General features: G+C 53.4%; 6 protein-coding genes and 4 pseudogenes. 5 read left to right on the top strand and 5 right to left on the bottom strand.

Going from position 1 to position 16,434, the window contains the following annotated elements:
- Positions 1 to 388: 388 nt before the first annotated feature.
- Positions 389 to 526 (bottom strand): annotated as a pseudogene (locus JCM25146_RS23240) (transposase); the annotation flags it as partial.
- A 250-nt stretch (positions 527 to 776) separates the two neighbouring features.
- Here JCM25146_RS23240 and JCM25146_RS16575 point away from each other — a divergent pair.
- Positions 777 to 2,146 (top strand): annotated as a pseudogene (locus tag JCM25146_RS16575) (NAD-dependent succinate-semialdehyde dehydrogenase).
- A 172-nt stretch (positions 2,147 to 2,318) separates the two neighbouring features.
- On the opposite strand, the gene JCM25146_RS02210 reads toward JCM25146_RS16575, so the two are convergent.
- On the bottom strand, positions 2,319 to 3,224 hold the full coding sequence (locus JCM25146_RS02210) for a LysR family transcriptional regulator (RefSeq protein WP_025825560.1): 906 nt from the start codon (positions 3,222 to 3,224) through the stop codon (positions 2,319 to 2,321).
- A 119-nt stretch (positions 3,225 to 3,343) separates the two neighbouring features.
- Here JCM25146_RS02210 and JCM25146_RS02205 point away from each other — a divergent pair, with 119 nt between their 5' ends.
- The 4 genes and pseudogenes from JCM25146_RS02205 to JCM25146_RS16565 form a co-directional block, all read left to right on the top strand.
- The gene (locus JCM25146_RS02205) at positions 3,344 to 4,396 is read left to right on the top strand and encodes an aromatic ring-hydroxylating dioxygenase subunit alpha (protein ID WP_025825558.1); all 1,053 of its coding nucleotides are present in this window, start codon (positions 3,344 to 3,346) and stop codon (positions 4,394 to 4,396) included.
- 252 nt (positions 4,397 to 4,648) lie between these two features.
- A pseudogene (locus JCM25146_RS16570) lies at positions 4,649 to 7,839 on the top strand (efflux RND transporter permease subunit).
- Positions 7,839 to 9,035, top strand: a complete 1,197-nt coding sequence (locus JCM25146_RS02195; RefSeq protein ID WP_025825557.1) for an efflux RND transporter periplasmic adaptor subunit — start codon at positions 7,839 to 7,841, stop codon at positions 9,033 to 9,035. Before JCM25146_RS16570 ends, JCM25146_RS02195 begins: the two are co-directional and overlap by 1 nt.
- Positions 9,032 to 10,530, top strand: a pseudogene (locus JCM25146_RS16565) (efflux transporter outer membrane subunit); the annotation flags it as partial. The gene JCM25146_RS02195 and the pseudogene JCM25146_RS16565, both read left to right, overlap by 4 nt.
- A 321-nt stretch (positions 10,531 to 10,851) precedes the next feature.
- Here the strand turns inward: JCM25146_RS16565 and JCM25146_RS02185 are convergent.
- Genes JCM25146_RS02185 through JCM25146_RS02175 form a run of 3 tightly spaced genes read right to left on the bottom strand, consistent with a single transcriptional unit; the run spans position 10,852 to position 16,432 of the window.
- Positions 10,852 to 11,850 (bottom strand): ABC transporter substrate-binding protein, encoded by a 999-nt coding sequence (locus tag JCM25146_RS02185; RefSeq protein ID WP_025825555.1) that lies wholly within the window; start codon positions 11,848 to 11,850, stop codon positions 10,852 to 10,854.
- Positions 11,847 to 12,464: an ANTAR domain-containing response regulator gene (locus JCM25146_RS02180; protein ID WP_025825552.1), complete on the bottom strand. Its 618-nt coding sequence runs from the start codon at positions 12,462 to 12,464 to the stop codon at positions 11,847 to 11,849. The genes JCM25146_RS02185 and JCM25146_RS02180 overlap by 4 nt, the downstream gene beginning before the upstream one ends.
- A complete protein-coding gene (locus JCM25146_RS02175) occupies positions 12,464 to 16,432 on the bottom strand; it encodes a bifunctional nitrate reductase/sulfite reductase flavoprotein subunit alpha (protein ID WP_025825549.1) in 3,969 nt (1,322 codons plus the stop codon). Before JCM25146_RS02175 ends, JCM25146_RS02180 begins: the two co-directional genes overlap by 1 nt.
- Between the last annotated feature and the right edge of the window lie 2 nt (positions 16,433 to 16,434).

The following is a 16,434-nucleotide window of genomic DNA, read 5'->3' as shown; positions in this document are numbered from 1 at the left end:
TGATGTCCGCAGATGACTGCGCTCAGGACTCATTTTTGAGATAGAATAGAAGCTTGCCGCGATGTAAACTGCGGATATGAAAGTGTGAGCGCGACGCTCGCATCTGATATCTGATGGCAGCACGTCGCTACTCTTTCAGTTTTGCGGATATATTTTCGATCAGGTGGCACTTTTTATACAGATTCCAATTAAGGTTGCTTCAACCTTCAGTTATTCTTAGACGGAATACAGACCGTGATGTTGTAATCTACAAGAGACAACCTGATTTTATTACTATTATCACCACGGTCCCCGATAAGCTCTTTTGCCTTATCTTTCAGATCGACCAGCAGAACATCAAGTCTTCTGAAGGCACTAACCTGCCCTGCGCTCAGATGCAGACGAGCAAAACGCCCAAGAGGCTCCACCGGCTGAGACGATTATACAACGTTTTAAGCAGACCATATGATTTGGGAGCATCTTTCCATTAAAGCCTGTTACGGATCACGTAAACGATCCTGCTCAGCACCCGTTTGTCGTCCACTCGTAGCATGCATGCGCCAGAAGAAAATGTAGCGTAATGCGTTCTTTCTGACGTTCAGGCAGAGAACATTATTGCTGCTTATACAGGCATAAACCTGAGCGAATCCTACAACCATATAGTACACATATGCGTGACATCTGCGCAGTTAATATCGTTCATACTAAAAAAGCGAAATTTGGTCGAGACAACTATATTCATATATATATAGATAGCCTTGCCCATCTTTCAGTGCCTAAGCAAAGGACACATCTCCATGAGCCCGTATCGCACGCTCAATCCAACTACAGGTCAGACAGAAAAAGTTTTTGACCTGCATACTACGCATGACATGATAAAGAAGCTCGAACATGCTCATCATTTTTGGCAGCATGACTGGCGCCGCCGTTCCATTACGGACCGCAGTGCCTTACTCAGTAAAGCCGCAGATATTTTGCGTACCAACAAGGAACACCATGCCCGCCTCATTTCCATAGAAATGGGTAAAGTTCTCTCTGAGGCTGTTTGGGAGATTGAACTCTCGGCAGATATCCTTACCTACTATGCCAATATGGCAGAAACATTCCTGAAGCCACGGGAACTGCCTGTTACTCAAGGCAAAGCAGTGGTTCTGAGCGAACCTCTGGGGGTCATTTACTGCGTTGAGCCATGGAACTTCCCGTATTATCAGCTTGCACGAGTAGCCGCCCCCAATCTTATGGCTGGCAATGTTGTCATGGTGAAACATGCACCTGGGGTGCCGCAGTGCGCACTGGCTTTTGAGACACTGTTTCAGTCTGCTGGATTGCCTGCGGGTGCTATACCAACCTGTTTATCACCAATGACCAGTCGGAAATTTTAATTGGTCGACCAGAGGTGCGTGGCGTAGCGCTTACCGGCAGTGAACGCGCAGGCAGTGCGGTGGCCGCACAGGCGGGGCATAACCTCAAAAAAAGCACCATGGAACTCGGAGGCTCAGATGCCTTTATTGTGCTCGATGATGCCGATCTGGATGTCGTAGTCCCACGTGCAGCAGCGGCAAGAATGGGGAATAACGGACAGGTCTGCACAGCAGCAAAGCGTATGATTGTACATCACTCTCTGGTAGAAGACTTTACGTCCAGACTGCAGGCGGCCACTGAGGCCTTCCAATATGGTGATCCGTTGGAACAAGGTGTGACACATGGCCCCATGAGCAGTGAAACCGCCATGAAGCATGCCTTATCTCAGGTTGAAAAAGCCGTAGCCAACGGAGCAAAACTTGTGTGCGGCGGCAAGCAGATTGATCGCTCAGGCTTCTTCATGCAAGCCGCGATCCTGACTGATGTTCAGAAAGATAATCCAATTTATCATGAAGAGATTTTCGGTCCTGTTGCAGTCATTCATTCTGTCAACAATGATGATGAAGCAATCGCGCTTGCCAACGACTCCCCTTACGGGCTTGGCGGTTCCATTCATACACGTGACGAGCAGCGAGGCTACCAGTTGGCCTTGAAGATTGATACGGGTATGGTTTTTATTAATGACATCACAGGCACAGCACCAGACCTCCCATTTGGTGGCATAAAAAACTCTGGTTTTGGTCGTGAACTTTCAGAGTTTGGTATTGAAGAGTTTCTCAACCGCAAGCTGATCCACAGGCCCTGATCTGTTTTACACGCTGATACCTGACATAAGGGGTATCAGCGTGGCTCATGCTCCACCTCAAATTACAAAATCACACGCGTCGTATTGCGTGCAAGCTCCAGCGTCCCCAACAAAATTATTGCAGCATATCCATGTCTGTTAGTAGAGCATGAACTCTGTTTATGCCGTCGCATTAATTCATATTCAGACGCATAATTTCTTCAATCACGTTTTCAACGACTTGCGTTGTACGCGAAAGTTGACGTGTCCGATCATGAACAAGTGCCAACGTCAAATGTGGTACATGAGGCCCTAACAGCGGCACAAAAACCAGATCACCTTTCCTGACTTCAGACATGACATCCAGATAGCTGAGGAAGCCAATACCAATGCCTGTCGTGACAAGAGATATAATCATTTGAACATTATTTGCGCGCGCAGCTACATGGGGCGTCACACGCCCCGCGTCGACGAGGCGTGTAAAAACGGACGCAAGTGCTAACGGCGCTTCGGGTACAACCATGTCATACTCAGCACATTGCGTCAGCCGAATGGCTGGAAGTTTTGCCAGAGGGTGATCAGGACGACAGATAAAACCCAGAGGGAAAGACATACGCGCAATGACCGTAAGGTCACGCATGTCTTCAGGGTCCAGCACAAGAGCAATATCCCCTTTCCCGGCAAGGAGTGCCACAGGAATACTCTGGTTATCCCGAATAGTCATATTCAGGATTACTCCAGGGTGGCTCACCTTCATGCGGCAAACCAGTTCTGGCAGAAACGTGCGCGACAAGGCTTCGGGCGCTAGCAGATCAACCTGTCCGTGGCGTATCCCTTTCAGGTCTTCTATCTGGCGGTTCAGATCATCCAGATCCTTTACCCAGCGCTGGGCACAGCCATACAGCAGTTCCCCTGTTGCTGTCAGCCGCATGCCAGATGGCAGGCGTTCAAACAATGGGGTTTGCAACTGCTGCTCACCCAGCAGGATATGCCGGTTGATGGCAGAACCGGCAATGTTCAAATCCTCTGCTGCCTTGCGAATAGAACAGTGCCGCGCCACAGCCAGAAAATAGACCAGAAATCGGGAGAAAGGCTGCATGTGTTCTCGTTTTGAGAATGAAATATGATCAATTATGATATATCTGATATTGTACTGATTGTGAAATGATCTTTCTGGAAGCCACCAGCAAATGTCCGGCCAGTTCAGGAGAGCCCAGCATGATCACCCCCACCACGTCCTCCGACCCAAATATCCGCTTGCCCCGCAACATGACATTTGATGTGGATGACTGGACCATTCTTGCCAGATGCTGGCACCCGGTAGCACTGACGCGCGAGCTAGGTGACCAACCGCTGGGGGTAACCTTGCTGGATACCCCACTGGTCATCTACCGTGCGGGTGAAAACATTGTAATTGCCAATGACCTGTGTCCACACCGCGGTGTGCCGCTCAGTATGGGAAAAGGCGATGGACAGGCTGTTGCCTGCGCCTACCACGGGTTCCGGTTTGGTGGGCAGGGCAAGTGCATTCGGGTTCCAGCCCACCCGGACAGCAGTATTCCAGGCAAGCTTAACCTGCGCACTTATCCAATGGTAGAACGCTATGGCCTGATCTGGACCAGCCTGCTCGCAACAGCGGAGGACATTACCATTCCGCCCATGCCGCATTGGGATGATCCATCCTTCCAGCAGATCAACTGCCCATGGATTGATATTGCAGGTTTTGCAGGGCGGCAGGTTGAGGGCTTTATTGACGTCGCCCATTTTGCCTTTGTGCATACTGACACATTTGCAGATCCCGATAACCCTGTTGTGCCACCTTACAAAACCAGTATCACACAGGACGGGTTTGAGGCGGAGTATCGCAGCAGCGTTGGCAATTACCCGATTGGCAAAGCCGATAAAGGACGCCCTGGCTTTGAATGGCTCCGGCATTTCCGTGTGCATGCACCTTTTGTCGCAACGCTGGAAATTCATTTCCCCGATCATGGACGCCTCGTCATCATGAATGCCGCCTCCCCCGTATCGGCACGGCAAACACGGATGTTCGCTCCCATGTGCAGAAATTTTGATAAAGACCTGCCATTACAGGATGTTTATGACTTCAATCTCAAGGTTTTTGAGGAGGACCGTGCGCTGGTAGAGAGCCAGAGGCCAGAAAACCTGCCACTAGACCCAACGCTGGAAGCCCACATTACGGCCGACCGCAGTTCAATCGCCTATCGCCGCGCATTACGCGCAATGGGGCTAAGCCAGTTTTTTACATGCTAAGGGAAACTGGCGCCCACGCATAAAGCCACATGCACCAGCGAATCTGATCTGGTCAGTTCCATAACAGACATGCGCAAGACAACCTCTGGCTCAGTGCAATGGCGTGAACATATCCTGAGCCATCTATAATGAGGGATGCGCCAATATTAATTTTGTTTTTATATCAATAAATTTTTTTCTAAAAGATTTTCAAATAAAAAATTTATAGCGTCAGGCCAATCCCAACCACATTCCATTGAGCACTGGGAAGGCATGAATGCTATAGTCATAACCGCATTGAAACGACCCTACACCTTTGTAGTCCTTTCACTGCTCATTCTCGCGTTTGGTGTGCTGTCAGTATTGCGCGCACCAACCGACGTATTTCCCAACATCAAACTGCCTGTGGTGTCTGTCGTATGGACATATGGCGGTATGCTGCCAGAGGAATTTGCAGGACGCATAACCTATAATTACGAACTGGCTGTGACCTCTACCGTTGAGGGCATCGAGCATATGGAGAGCAGCTCGTATTATGGCCGCAGTATCGTCAATATCTACTTCCAGCCCGGAACGGATATTGGCGAAGCAGAGGCTGAAGTTACGGCTATTTCCCAAACCGTAATCAAGCAGTTGCCTGACAATATTCCCGCCCCCATGGTCATGCGTCTTGATGCATCTTCTGTGCCGGTTCTGGCTTTGCAGGTCACATCGGACAAGCAGACTCCCTCTGATCTATTCAAGATCGCGATGACACGCATCCGGCCCATTCTTGTGACCGTACCCGGGTCTGTTCTGCCACAGGCTTACGGTGGCATGGACAGCTTTATCATGGTCGCACTGAACCAGAAGCAGCTTCAGGCTCACCATCTTTCTGCCATGGATGTGCAGAATGCCTTGCGCAAGCAGAACATCGTCCTCCCCGCAGGGGACCAGAAAATCGACCGCACGGACTGGATGGTTCAGACCAATGCCACACCACGCTCGATGCAGGAACTGGGCGATATTCCTGTTAAACGCGTAGGAAACTCCGTTATTTATGTGCATGACGTCGCCAATGTGTACCGTGGCGGACACCCACAAACCAACCTCGTGCTTGTAAAAGGCAAGCAGGGTGTTGAGGTCATTGTGATGAAAAGCGGTGATGCCTCGACCCTTGATGTTGTGTCCAGAACCAAGGCGCTATTGCCGCGCATCCAGCAGCTTGTGCCACCGGACGTGCATATTTCGGTCATGAGCGACGCCTCGGTTTTTGTTAAAGACGCCATCCGCGACGTGGTGCGCGAAATGCTGACAGCCGCAGTGCTGACTGGTCTGGTCGTGCTGCTGTTTCTGGGATCATGGCGCTCTACCATCATCATCGCCACATCTATTCCCCTGTGCATTCTGGCAGCCATTATCTGCCTGTTGTGGTCGGGGCAGACCATCAATGTCATGACATTGGGGGGGCTTGCACTGGCTGTGGGTATTCTGGTGGACGACGCAACGGTCATGATCGAGAATATCGATACGCACCTTGAGATGGGCAAAGACCTTGAAAATGCCATCATAGATGCCGCCAATCAGATAGTCATTCCCACACTCGTTGCCACTTTATGCATCTGCATTGTGTGGACTCCACTCTTCCGCCTCAGCGGTGTAGCGGGCTGGCTGTTTATGCCCATGCTGAGGCCATTGTTTACGCCATGCTGGCATCATTCATCCTGTCACGCACACTGGTGCCGACCATGGCCAAATACCTGCTCGCAGGGCAGGTACATCCCGGCCTGCATGGTGACGAGCACGAGGCACTCCCCAAAGGATTCTTTGGACGATTCCAGAACAAGTTTGAACACGCCTTCCATGCCTTCAAGCTCCGTTACGGGCGGGTTCTGGAACGTGTGGTCAACCAGCGCCGCAAATTTGTTCCGCTATTTCTGGGGCTATCTGTCATATCCACGGTTCTGTTTACAGTGGTGGGGCAGGACTTCTTCCCCGAGGTCAAATCCGGCGCGCTGCAGATGCACATGCGTGTGCCCCTTGGTACCCGGATAGAAACTACAGGACGTATCGCCAGTCTGGTGGACGACCGCATTGAGCAGATTCTACCCAACAAGGTGGAAGGGATTATCAACAACTGCGGCTTACCTGAAGGCCCGCATAATCAGGCCTTTATTCCCACCCCCTCCATCGGCACGCAGGATTGCGACCTGAGCATTACGCTCAAGGACGAAGTCTCCCCCGTATGGGATTACCGCGCCCTGTTGCGGCGCAAGCTTTCGGCCAGCTTCCCCGGTACGGTCTTTACATTCCAGCCGGCTGACCTGACCGAGAAAATTCTTAACTTTGGCTCGCCTGCACCGGTGGATATCCAGATTTCCGGTCCGGATATCCGTGACAACTACCGCTATGCCCGCCTGCTGGTTAACCGCCTGAGAGGCATACCCGGAGCGGTGGATACGGTCATCCAGCAGACCATGCGCACGCCAACACTGTTTGTGCAGGGTAATCGCACCTTCGGGCAGGCTACCGGCATGACAGAAGGAGACATAGCCAGCAACGAACTGATGACCCTGTCCGGCAGCCAGACGGTGGACCCACAATACTGGCTTGACCCCAAAACCGGCATAACATTCCCGCTGAATGTCTATGTCTCGCAGGACCAGCTGACGCACTACAACAACCTGCTGACCATTCCTGTTGATAAAGGTGATAACGACCCCGAGGGCAAGGACATGCAGCTTCTGGGGAGCATCAGCACCATTACTCCTGTCGGCACACCTGGTCAGGTGTCCCATTACAACTCCATGCCCGATATAGATATTTATGTATCCACCGAGTTTACGGATCTCGGGTCGGTTCTGGCACAGGTCAAGCGGGACATTGCTGCGACAAAGGGCGACCTGCCACGCGGTGTTGCCGTGGACATTCGAGGGCAGGCCACCACCATGCATGGCGCATATGTGGAACTGATAGCGGGCCTTATAGTGTCAGTCGTGCTGATCTACATGCTGATTGTGATCAACTTCCAGTCCTGGATTGATCCTTTCATTATTATCTCGGCCCTGCCCGGAGCACTGGCAGGCATTGCGTGGAGCCTGTTCCTGACCCAGACGCGCCTCTCCGTTCCTGCGCTAACGGGTGCGATCATGTGCATGGGAACAGCCACGGCCAATTCCATTCTGGTCGTGTCCTTTGCCAAGGAGCGCTTTGCCCTGCACCGCAGTGCTGTGGTCGCAGCGGTCGAAGCAGGAATAGGTCGTATCCGCCCCGTTATCATGACAGCTTCAGCCATGATTATTGGCATGGTGCCAATGGCGATCAGTAATTCGCAGAATGCTCCTCTGGGCAAAGCTGTTATTGGCGGGCTGATAGTCGCGACCTTTTCCACCCTGCTTTTTGTTCCCTGTGTTTATGCAATTTTCCATCATCGTCCGGAAAAGCCATCCAGCACGGATGTGACCGACCGGCAGGAGGCTGTCTGATGTCTGTTCCTAGCAAAGGCAGAATTTTTGTTATTCTTCTTCTGGCTGTCATGGTGGCGGATATTGGATACCTGCTTGTCCAGCGCGCCCGGAATGCCGTGCGCATCCAAAACGACGCAGTCTATGACCGGATCCCCGATGTGGCTCTGGTACACCCCAAGCCTGCACCACCAACCTTAACCATGACTTTGCCTGGCACAGTCAGCGCATGGTACGAAGCGCCTATTTATGCGCAGGTCTCCGGCTACGTGAAAATGTGGTACCGCGATTACGGCGCAGTTGTTAAAAAAGGTGACCTTCTGGCCGAAATCAACACCCCTCGGCTGGATGCGGAATATGCTCAAGCTCAGGCAGACCTCAAGGTTGCACAGGCCAAATATGGTCTAGCGACTATAACCGCCACACGCTGGCGGGCCATGGGGCAATCTCAGGCTGTGTCCGGTCAGTCCGTATCCGTACAGAATGCGAACGAGCAGTCGGCCAAGGCAGAACTGGAAGCAGCCGAACACAAGGTTGCCCAATATCAGGCCATGATCCACTTCAAAAATATTGAAGCCCCATTTGATGGTGTGGTTATCGCCCGTAATATCAATGTGGGTGATTATGTCGGGGCCGGCAGTGGCAGCATGAACGCAAACGGCACAGCCAGCGAGCTGTTTACCGTAGCCGATACCCATGCCATGCGTCTGTTTGTGTCCGTGCCGGAAACATTTTCCTCGCTCCTGCGGCCGGGGCTGGTGGCAAAGGTTACGGTCCCCCAGTTCCCCAACACTGTGTTTGAAGCCAAGTTCCTGACCATTGCAAAAGGCTTTGACCCAAACACGCGTACTGTGATCACGGAATTCTCGATCGACAATGCGGAGCAGAAGCTGTGGCCCGGCAGTTTTGCCTCCGTCACCCTGAGTGCTCCAGCTGACAAGGGGGTTTATACGATCCCTACCGGCGCACTGGTGTTCCAGGAACATGGCATGCAGGTGGCCACTGTCGACGCACAGGACACAACACATTTCCACAACATAACCGTGGGGCGGATGTCGGACGCCTATACGGAAGTCAGTGCCGGACTCTCTGCGGATGACAGGATCATCAACAACCCACCCGCAGATCTGATGGAAGGCGGTAAAGTCCGGTCCGTAGAGCCTGAAAAAGGATATCTCAGCACACCAGCCGCAGAAAAGGAGGAAGATGACGAATGAAACAGATCCTCTCGCATTTCCGCACATTGTCCCCGCGTCGTCTGACGGCGCGGGGTGGTCTGCTGCTCTGCCTGACAGCACTGAGCGCATGTGACCTTGCACCAGCTTATAACCCGCCACACTACGTTGTGCCTGTATCGTGGCACGGGCAGGGACTCTTCAAGGATGCAGCACCCGGCACCATTGCTCTGAAGCCTGACTGGTGGACGCTGTTTGGGGATACCACCCTCAACGGGCTGGAACAGCAAGCGCTTGCCAGCAACGCGGACCTTCAGGCCGCAGCGGAGCGCTTTTCCCAATCCCGCGCAATAGTCATGGAAGCACGCTCAGAGTTGCTGCCACATTTTGGTATGGCATTTGGTGCCAGCGACAACAAAAGCTCGACCGATCGACTGTTCCGCTTCAAAGGCCCCATCACAGCAACGGACGAGTTCTATTCAGGTCTTGCAAGCTGGGAGCCGGACATCTGGTCGGGTATCCGTAACCGGGTACGGGTGCAGAAATATTATGCGCAGGAACAGGCTGCAGACTATGCCGCCGCACGACTGAGTTTGCAGGCAGAACTGGCAACAGACTACTTTGCCCTGCGCGGGCTGGATGCCCAGCATGCCATTTACACGCAGTCCATCGCCTATTACCAGCAGGCACTACACGTAACCCAGACCCGGCTGGATAATCAGGACGCAACCGGCATTGACGTGGCCAGAGCGCAGAACCAGCTTTACATGACACAGGCCCACCTGCTGGATGTGCAGGCCCAGCGTGAGGTGCTCGAACACGGTATTGCCGTGCTGGTCAATGAGCAGCCCTCCACATTCCATATCGCACCCGCCGATGACCTGACCAATATAGAACCGATTGTACCCACCGGCCTGCCATCTGAGTTGCTCGAACGCAGGCCAGACATCGCCTCAGCAGAGCGGCGCATGGCACAGGCCAACCGGGCTATTGGCATTGCCCGCGCCGCGTTTTATCCGCATGTGTTCTTCAGCGCCAATGGCGGGTTTGATTCCAATGGGTTCAACCTGGCTAATCTGGCCAACAGCATGTGGTCTTATGGCGCATCGGTTTCCATGCCCCTGTTTGAAGGCGGGTTACGCCGCGCGCAATTGCAGCATTCGTGGTCTGTTTACCGTGAAACACTGGACAATTACCGCAAAACGGTTCTCTCCGCTTTTGGGGATGTCGAAAACGGGCTTTCACTCACCAATCGCTTGCGTGCAGAATCCGAACGTCTGGCACAGGGAGTGGCAACAGCACAAAAAGCACAGACGCTGACAATGACACTGTATAAAGGCGGTGCAGACAATTATTTGGATGCGCTGATCGCACAGGTCAACACGCTGGATGCGCGGATCGACCGTGTGCAGGTACAGGCCCGTGCCTTACAGAGCACTGTTGGCTCATCCGCGCTCTGGGTGGAGGATGGCGTCAGAATGACCTGCCTACCCCCGATGCCACAATGACATTCGGGGTCATGCAGTATTCAGGCTTGCAAACCCCCAAGGATACACTGCAACAGCTTAGCAAATACTAAATTGCCTTCCGCAAACCTTATGTAAGCACTTTATCCGGTAGAAGCGCCCTAGTGTCTTCAACCGGATTTTCCTTAACCACGTCCAAAACCCATAAGGCTGCCTGATATCAAAACTCCATACTGTCTGTCTTGATAAAATCTACTCAGCTTACCTTCATATACCGACATGGTAGGCTCATGGTTACATGAGGTGGCCATGGTATACTGGGGAGTGTGCCAGACAAACAGAAGATACCCCCTGCATTCCAGCACAGACAAAATGCTTCAATCGATTGGACTTTACTTAAAAGTCTCCAAATTTGTAGAACGTGGCACCGACAATGAAGCATTCCATTTTGTTTCCAGAATCTTGTATTCCTCTTTATCAATCCAGTCCAACCCCAGCATGTCATCCAGCATCCACGTAACATTTTCCTTTTTGCCGGAAGCACGCATATAATACGTTCTTTCAGCCATATCCTCACCACTTAGAGCCCTCAATGTTGCTTCCTCGGGTAAGTCCAGTCCTTTGTTTTCCAGAGATGCAGACAGATCATGCGCAATACTCTGTCTGTTTTCCACGGCATGTAACGGTAGCATTGCATCGTCCAAAGCACTGACGAGTGCATGACATACGTGGTGGTTGTCATACACCACTTCTGGAACAACAAGCTGTTTTTCAATATGGCGTGGCATAACGGTCTCCGATCCCCCGGCCAGAAATGCAAGATTACGCAAACATGCTTCCGTTCCCCATGGGGGGCCTACACATCCACCATCCACTGACCCTTCAATCAAGGCATTTATAATATCTGGTGGTGGCATAACCTGAATCTCAACGTCATGCTCCATATGAACACCTATGGATAACAAGAAGCGCTTGAGAATCAGAAAATGTGTTGAATACATATGCACGACCGAAAGTCTGGGACGGCGGCCAATTGTGGCACGCCATTTTTCAAAAGCCTCCCGCCCCTCCTCCCCCACGGGCCACAAACCCGTTAATGGGTTGTTGCCGCGCAATATGACCGTGTTTCCACCGTAGCTTAGTGTTTTAAGTGGTTTTAGGGAGGACGTATGACCACGCCGTCCCAGAGACGTCATCATCGCCAGAGGGGCAAACATGATTGCCGCATCGAGCGTCTTCCATACCAGACCATCTGCAATATTTGCCCATGAAGGAGAAACCACCAGTTCAGTCTCAAGACCATGGTGTGCAAACAGGCCCGCATTATGCGCAATCATAACTGGCGCACTATCGGAAAGGCGCAGCAACCCAATACGAAGAGGTCTGGTCATGGTGAATCGCTTTTCTGTTGAGCGGCAAGGTACTGCATGGCAATGGTCACAATACGTTGGGATGTCTGCATCGCCCGCCCCCTGAACCAGCGATAGGCCTGCATCTCATTCGTTTTTTCATTTTTCATGAAAAGCTTTTTTGCCTGATCTATAATTTTCCGCTCTTCAATTTCCTGCTGTGCGGCATTCAGTTCTGCCCGCGTGCGCTGGAAACGTGCGTACAGGGCAATGGCCGCCCGCAGCAAAGGTTTGACATCGTCTGGAGGGGCATCCAAAACATTATAGGAACATACCCCCGTATCAAACGCGGTTTCCATCAGATTAACATCATCTTCATCTACAAAAAGCGCTATCGGCCTTTCCAGCGCGGGGACGGATAGCGCACGCACACTGTCCAGCGCATCCCGGTCAGCCCGTGCCATATCTACCAGCACAACATCGGGGTAATACTGGTGCACGGCATCAATCAGACTCATGCCAACGGGGACAGACTGAACGTGCAGGGAAGGATCGGCCCGCAGCGTATCAGACAACGCCTTTGCCCGTCTTGGGTTTGCATCCGCGACCAGAACATTAATAGGTGCGCGTGCAGAAGATAAGGCAGGTTTATCCATTAATAAATATCTCGCAGGTAACGCCCACCTCTGGTCAGTCCGGCCACATACTCATCAGCCTGACTTGCAGGCATATCCCCATGCCGCGCAACAATCCGGCGCAATGCGGCATCCACATCACGCGCCATACGCGCCGCATCTCCACAGATATAAAGGAAAGCCCCTGCCTGCAACCAGTTCCAGAGTTCTGCACCCGCCTCTTCCATGCGGTCCTGCACGTATATCCGCTTGGGCTGATCGCGCGAGAACGCGGTATCCAGCCGTGTCAGGCACCCGTTTTGCACAAAATGGGTCAGCTCCGTCTGGTAGTAAAAACTCTCCTGCGCGTGCTGCTCACCAAAAAACAGCCAGTTCCGCCCTGTAGCCCCGCAGGCTTCGCGCTCCTGTAAAAAACCACGGAACGGGGCAACCCCTGTGCCCGGGCCGATCATAATCACATCCATCCCGTTATCGGCAGGCAAACGGAAGTGGGTGGTCGGCTGAACAAAAACAGGCACATCCGCCCCGGCAGGCAACCCGGCAAGCCAGTTTGTGCACACTCCCGGCCAAGGGTCGTTATTGATGCCAACAGTCAACTCCACCACCCGCCCCGATACCAGAGGAGAAGATGCCGTGGAATAAAGCCGGGGCTGCATCCTGCGGAACAGGGACGGCACGTCCTGTGCGGTGACGGCAAGCCTTGCGCTCGACAACAGTTCTGGCAGGTAACCACCTTCGGTTCTGCCCAATGCATGCAGCATTGCGGGGTTGGGCCGCGCCAGGTCGAAGTGCCGCAACAGGGCATCATGCAACCCCACAGTGCCCGCTCCCTTGAGTGTGACGGGTGTATCCTCCGGCAGGTTCAGGGCTGCCAGCGTAATTTTGACCACCTCTATGGCGTTGCATGGCCAGATACCCAGTGCATCACCCGGCCTCCAGTCCAGAGCACTTTTACCCAGGTCCAGACCAATGCGGCGTGTATCCTTACTGGCAGCGCCCTGACACAAGCGCTCATTCAGCACCAGACGGGCAATAACCGGCGCGTCCCTTGTGCCAACTCTGGGTTCAGCTGGAACAGTTGCCACCCCACCCGCGGCTGGCATTGCAGAAGAGGTGGATGCCTTGTCCAGCACACTCAACAACTGACCACGCCAGACTTCTACCGTATCCTCAAAATCAGGCTCGCAATCCATACGCGGCATTATCATATGCGCGCCAAGTTCTTGTAAACGCTCATCAAGCGCGCGCCCAAAACCGCAGAAACTCGCATAGGAGGAATCCCCCAAAGCCAGAACAGCACAGGACAGATCATTCAGGGCATCCTTGCGGGCTCGCAGAATATCCCAAAACGATGTTGCGCAGTCTGGCGGGTCTCCATCCCCAAACGTGGAGACAACAAAAATCGCCTTACCCTGCCCAAAATCCGCATCTTTACAACCGTCCAGACAGGCAAGTTCCACCACGTACCCTGCCTCACGCAACCATGATGCAACAGTGGCGGCCAGAGCCTCCGCACGTCCCGTCTGCGATGCCCACCAGACCCTTATCGCCTGCCGCCCCACAAGGGCCGCCTGCGGCACAGGCTGAATCGCTCCTTCCCCCACGCGGCTGTACAACCCTGCCAGCAAACCGCTCACATAACTCCGCACACCAGTTGGCAAGGGTGCGTTAGCTGGTACATCTGGCACCATACCGGGTTGCGGCGGCACCATACGCAACCCTTCCAGAAAACCCTTCAGCCATATTCTGCTCTGTTCAGGCAACTCTGGCTGAAGAGCAGGTTCATCCAGAGCAAAATGGCGTATCAGGGTATCAAGCGGCATAGGGGCTCTTCCTTCTTCCTGACCGGTTGGAGGTGAGACGGACGCAGCGGGCGCAACCCGCTCCAACCTAACGGCACAGAGCTTGAAGCCCGGCTGAAGAGAGAGCGGGTCCACGTCGTCCGCAGTTACCGCGTTAACGGCCATGTCCGGGCCAAAGCGGTCATTCCAGTGGAATGGTGCAAAACATTGCCCTGCCTGCACACGATCACTGACCTGAGCAGGCAGAACCAGATGTCCACGCCGGGAGGTGACCTTAACCTGATCACCGGCCTGTAACCCAAGGGACTGGGCATCCTGCAAAGACACTTCCACAAACGGACCGGGGTTCAGGCGGTTAAGACTGGCAACACGGCCCGTTTTGGTCAGGGTGTGCCACTGGTGTTGTAATCGGCCACTGTTGAGCACAAAAGGGAACTGCTCATCTGGCCATTCCTGCGGCCGCATCCATGGCCGTGCATAAAAAATCGCACGCCCATCCGGGGTAGGAAAAACCGGCAACTCCTGCCCCGCAGGCACATAGCGCACCGGATGGCGGGCCTGTACATCACCCACAGGCGCAGGCCACTGCACCGGACCCTGACGCAGACGTTCATAAGTCACGCCAGCACAATCATAACCGGTTTTGGGGTTTGTAAACCTGCTGGCCTCGGCAAACACATCGGCAGCAGAGGTAAAGGAAAAACCCTCCTCAAACCCCATTGCACAGGCAACACGGGCTATCAGTTCCCAATCGGCCAGTGCCTCCCCCGGTGGAGCAACAGCCTTTTGTGCCAGCGTCATGGTCCGGTCGGAATTGACCTGCACACCATCCGCTTCCGCCCATAAGGCGGCGGGGAGCACTGTATCAGCAAATTTTGCGGTTTCACTGTCGGCAAAAGCATCCTGCACAACCACGTAATCCGCTTTTTCCAAAGCCCGAATAACATGCGCACGGTTAGCGACTGTTGCCACGGGATTGGTGCAGATAATCCAGCAGGCTTTGATCTTCCCTTCTTCCATGGCACCGAACATGGCAATTGCACCATTGCCCCCCACATCACGCAAGGTGCCGGGGGGGAGGCGCCACTGGCTCTCCACAAACGCTCGATCTTCAGCAACCAGCGCGCTGCGCTGGCCGGGCAAACCTGGCCCCATGTAGCCCATTTCGCGCCCACCCATGGCATTGGGCTGCCCGGTCAGGGAAAACGGACCGCAACCAGGTTTGCAAAGAGTGCCAGTTGCAAGGTGCAGATTGCACAATGCGTTGGCATTCCACGTTCCTGCCACACTCTGGTTCAGCCCCATGGTCCAAAGGCTCATCCACTCTCCGGCCTGTGCAATCCAATGTGCGGCTGTCAGAATATCCGCCGCGGGCAGGCCCGTTATCTGCGCAACATGGTGGGGTGTATACTCAGCAAGAAAAGCAGGCATAACCTGCCATTCACGCGTTGCCTGTGCAATAAATTCTTGATCTATGGCGTTATTTTCAACGAGAATATGCAAAATGCCATTCAGCAGAGCAAGGTCTGTTCCCGGTCGTATGGGCAGGTAAAGGTCAGCTTTTTCCGCTGTAGCTGTTCTGCGTGGGTCTACAACAATCAGCTTTGCGCCCGAGCGCTTGCGGTCCATCAGGCGCAGGAACAGGATAGGGTGACAATCGGCCATATTGGAGCCGATAACAAAAAACAGATTGGTACAGTCAATATCCTCATAACTGCCCGGTGGTGCATCTGCCCCGAGCGAGAGCTTATACCCCGTCCCAGCCGCTGCCATGCACAAGCGGGAGTTAGATTCTATATACTGGCTTCTGATATATCCTTTTGCCAATTTGTTAATAAGATACTGCGCCTCCATCGACATTTGACCAGAAACATAAAAAGAAATGGCATCTGGTCCATACGCCTCCAGAATCTTACGTAATCTTTTCGCTGTTGCTGCAATCGCCTGTTCAACTGGAACCGTTATGGCCTCTGCTGTGCGCAGCGGGCGCAGCATTGCTGTTTTTAAGCGCTCCTGTGCATAGAGCGGTTTATCACACGAACTGCCCTTGGTGCACAGGCGACCGGCGTTGGCAGGGTGCGCTGCATCCCCGCGCACCCTGCCAATTTTTCCATCCCTAACGTCCAGAATAATACCGCACCCTACACCACAATACGGGCAGACAGAACGGAATTCGGATTCAGGCATAG

Source organism: Acetobacter okinawensis JCM 25146 (genome assembly GCF_000613865.1).
GTDB lineage: Bacteria > Pseudomonadota > Alphaproteobacteria > Acetobacterales > Acetobacteraceae > Acetobacter > Acetobacter okinawensis.
The sequence above is the reverse complement of the archived record's forward strand: the minus strand, read 5'-3'. Positions and strand labels throughout refer to the sequence as shown.

Bases quoted from the DNA above. Each gene is read 5' to 3' on its own strand.
- JCM25146_RS02205 (WP_025825558.1), top strand. From the start codon at position 3,344: ATGATCACCCCCACCACGTCCTCCGACCCAAATATCCGCTTGCCCCGC.
- JCM25146_RS02195 (WP_025825557.1), top strand. From the start codon at position 7,839: ATGTCTGTTCCTAGCAAAGGCAGAATTTTTGTTATTCTTCTTCTGGCT.
- JCM25146_RS02175 (WP_025825549.1), bottom strand. From the start codon at position 16,432: ATGCCTGAATCCGAATTCCGTTCTGTCTGCCCGTATTGTGGTGTAGGG.
- JCM25146_RS02180 (WP_025825552.1), bottom strand. From the start codon at position 12,464: ATGGATAAACCTGCCTTATCTTCTGCACGCGCACCTATTAATGTTCTG.
- JCM25146_RS02185 (WP_025825555.1), bottom strand. From the start codon at position 11,850: ATGACCAGACCTCTTCGTATTGGGTTGCTGCGCCTTTCCGATAGTGCG.
- JCM25146_RS02210 (WP_025825560.1), bottom strand. From the start codon at position 3,224: ATGCAGCCTTTCTCCCGATTTCTGGTCTATTTTCTGGCTGTGGCGCGG.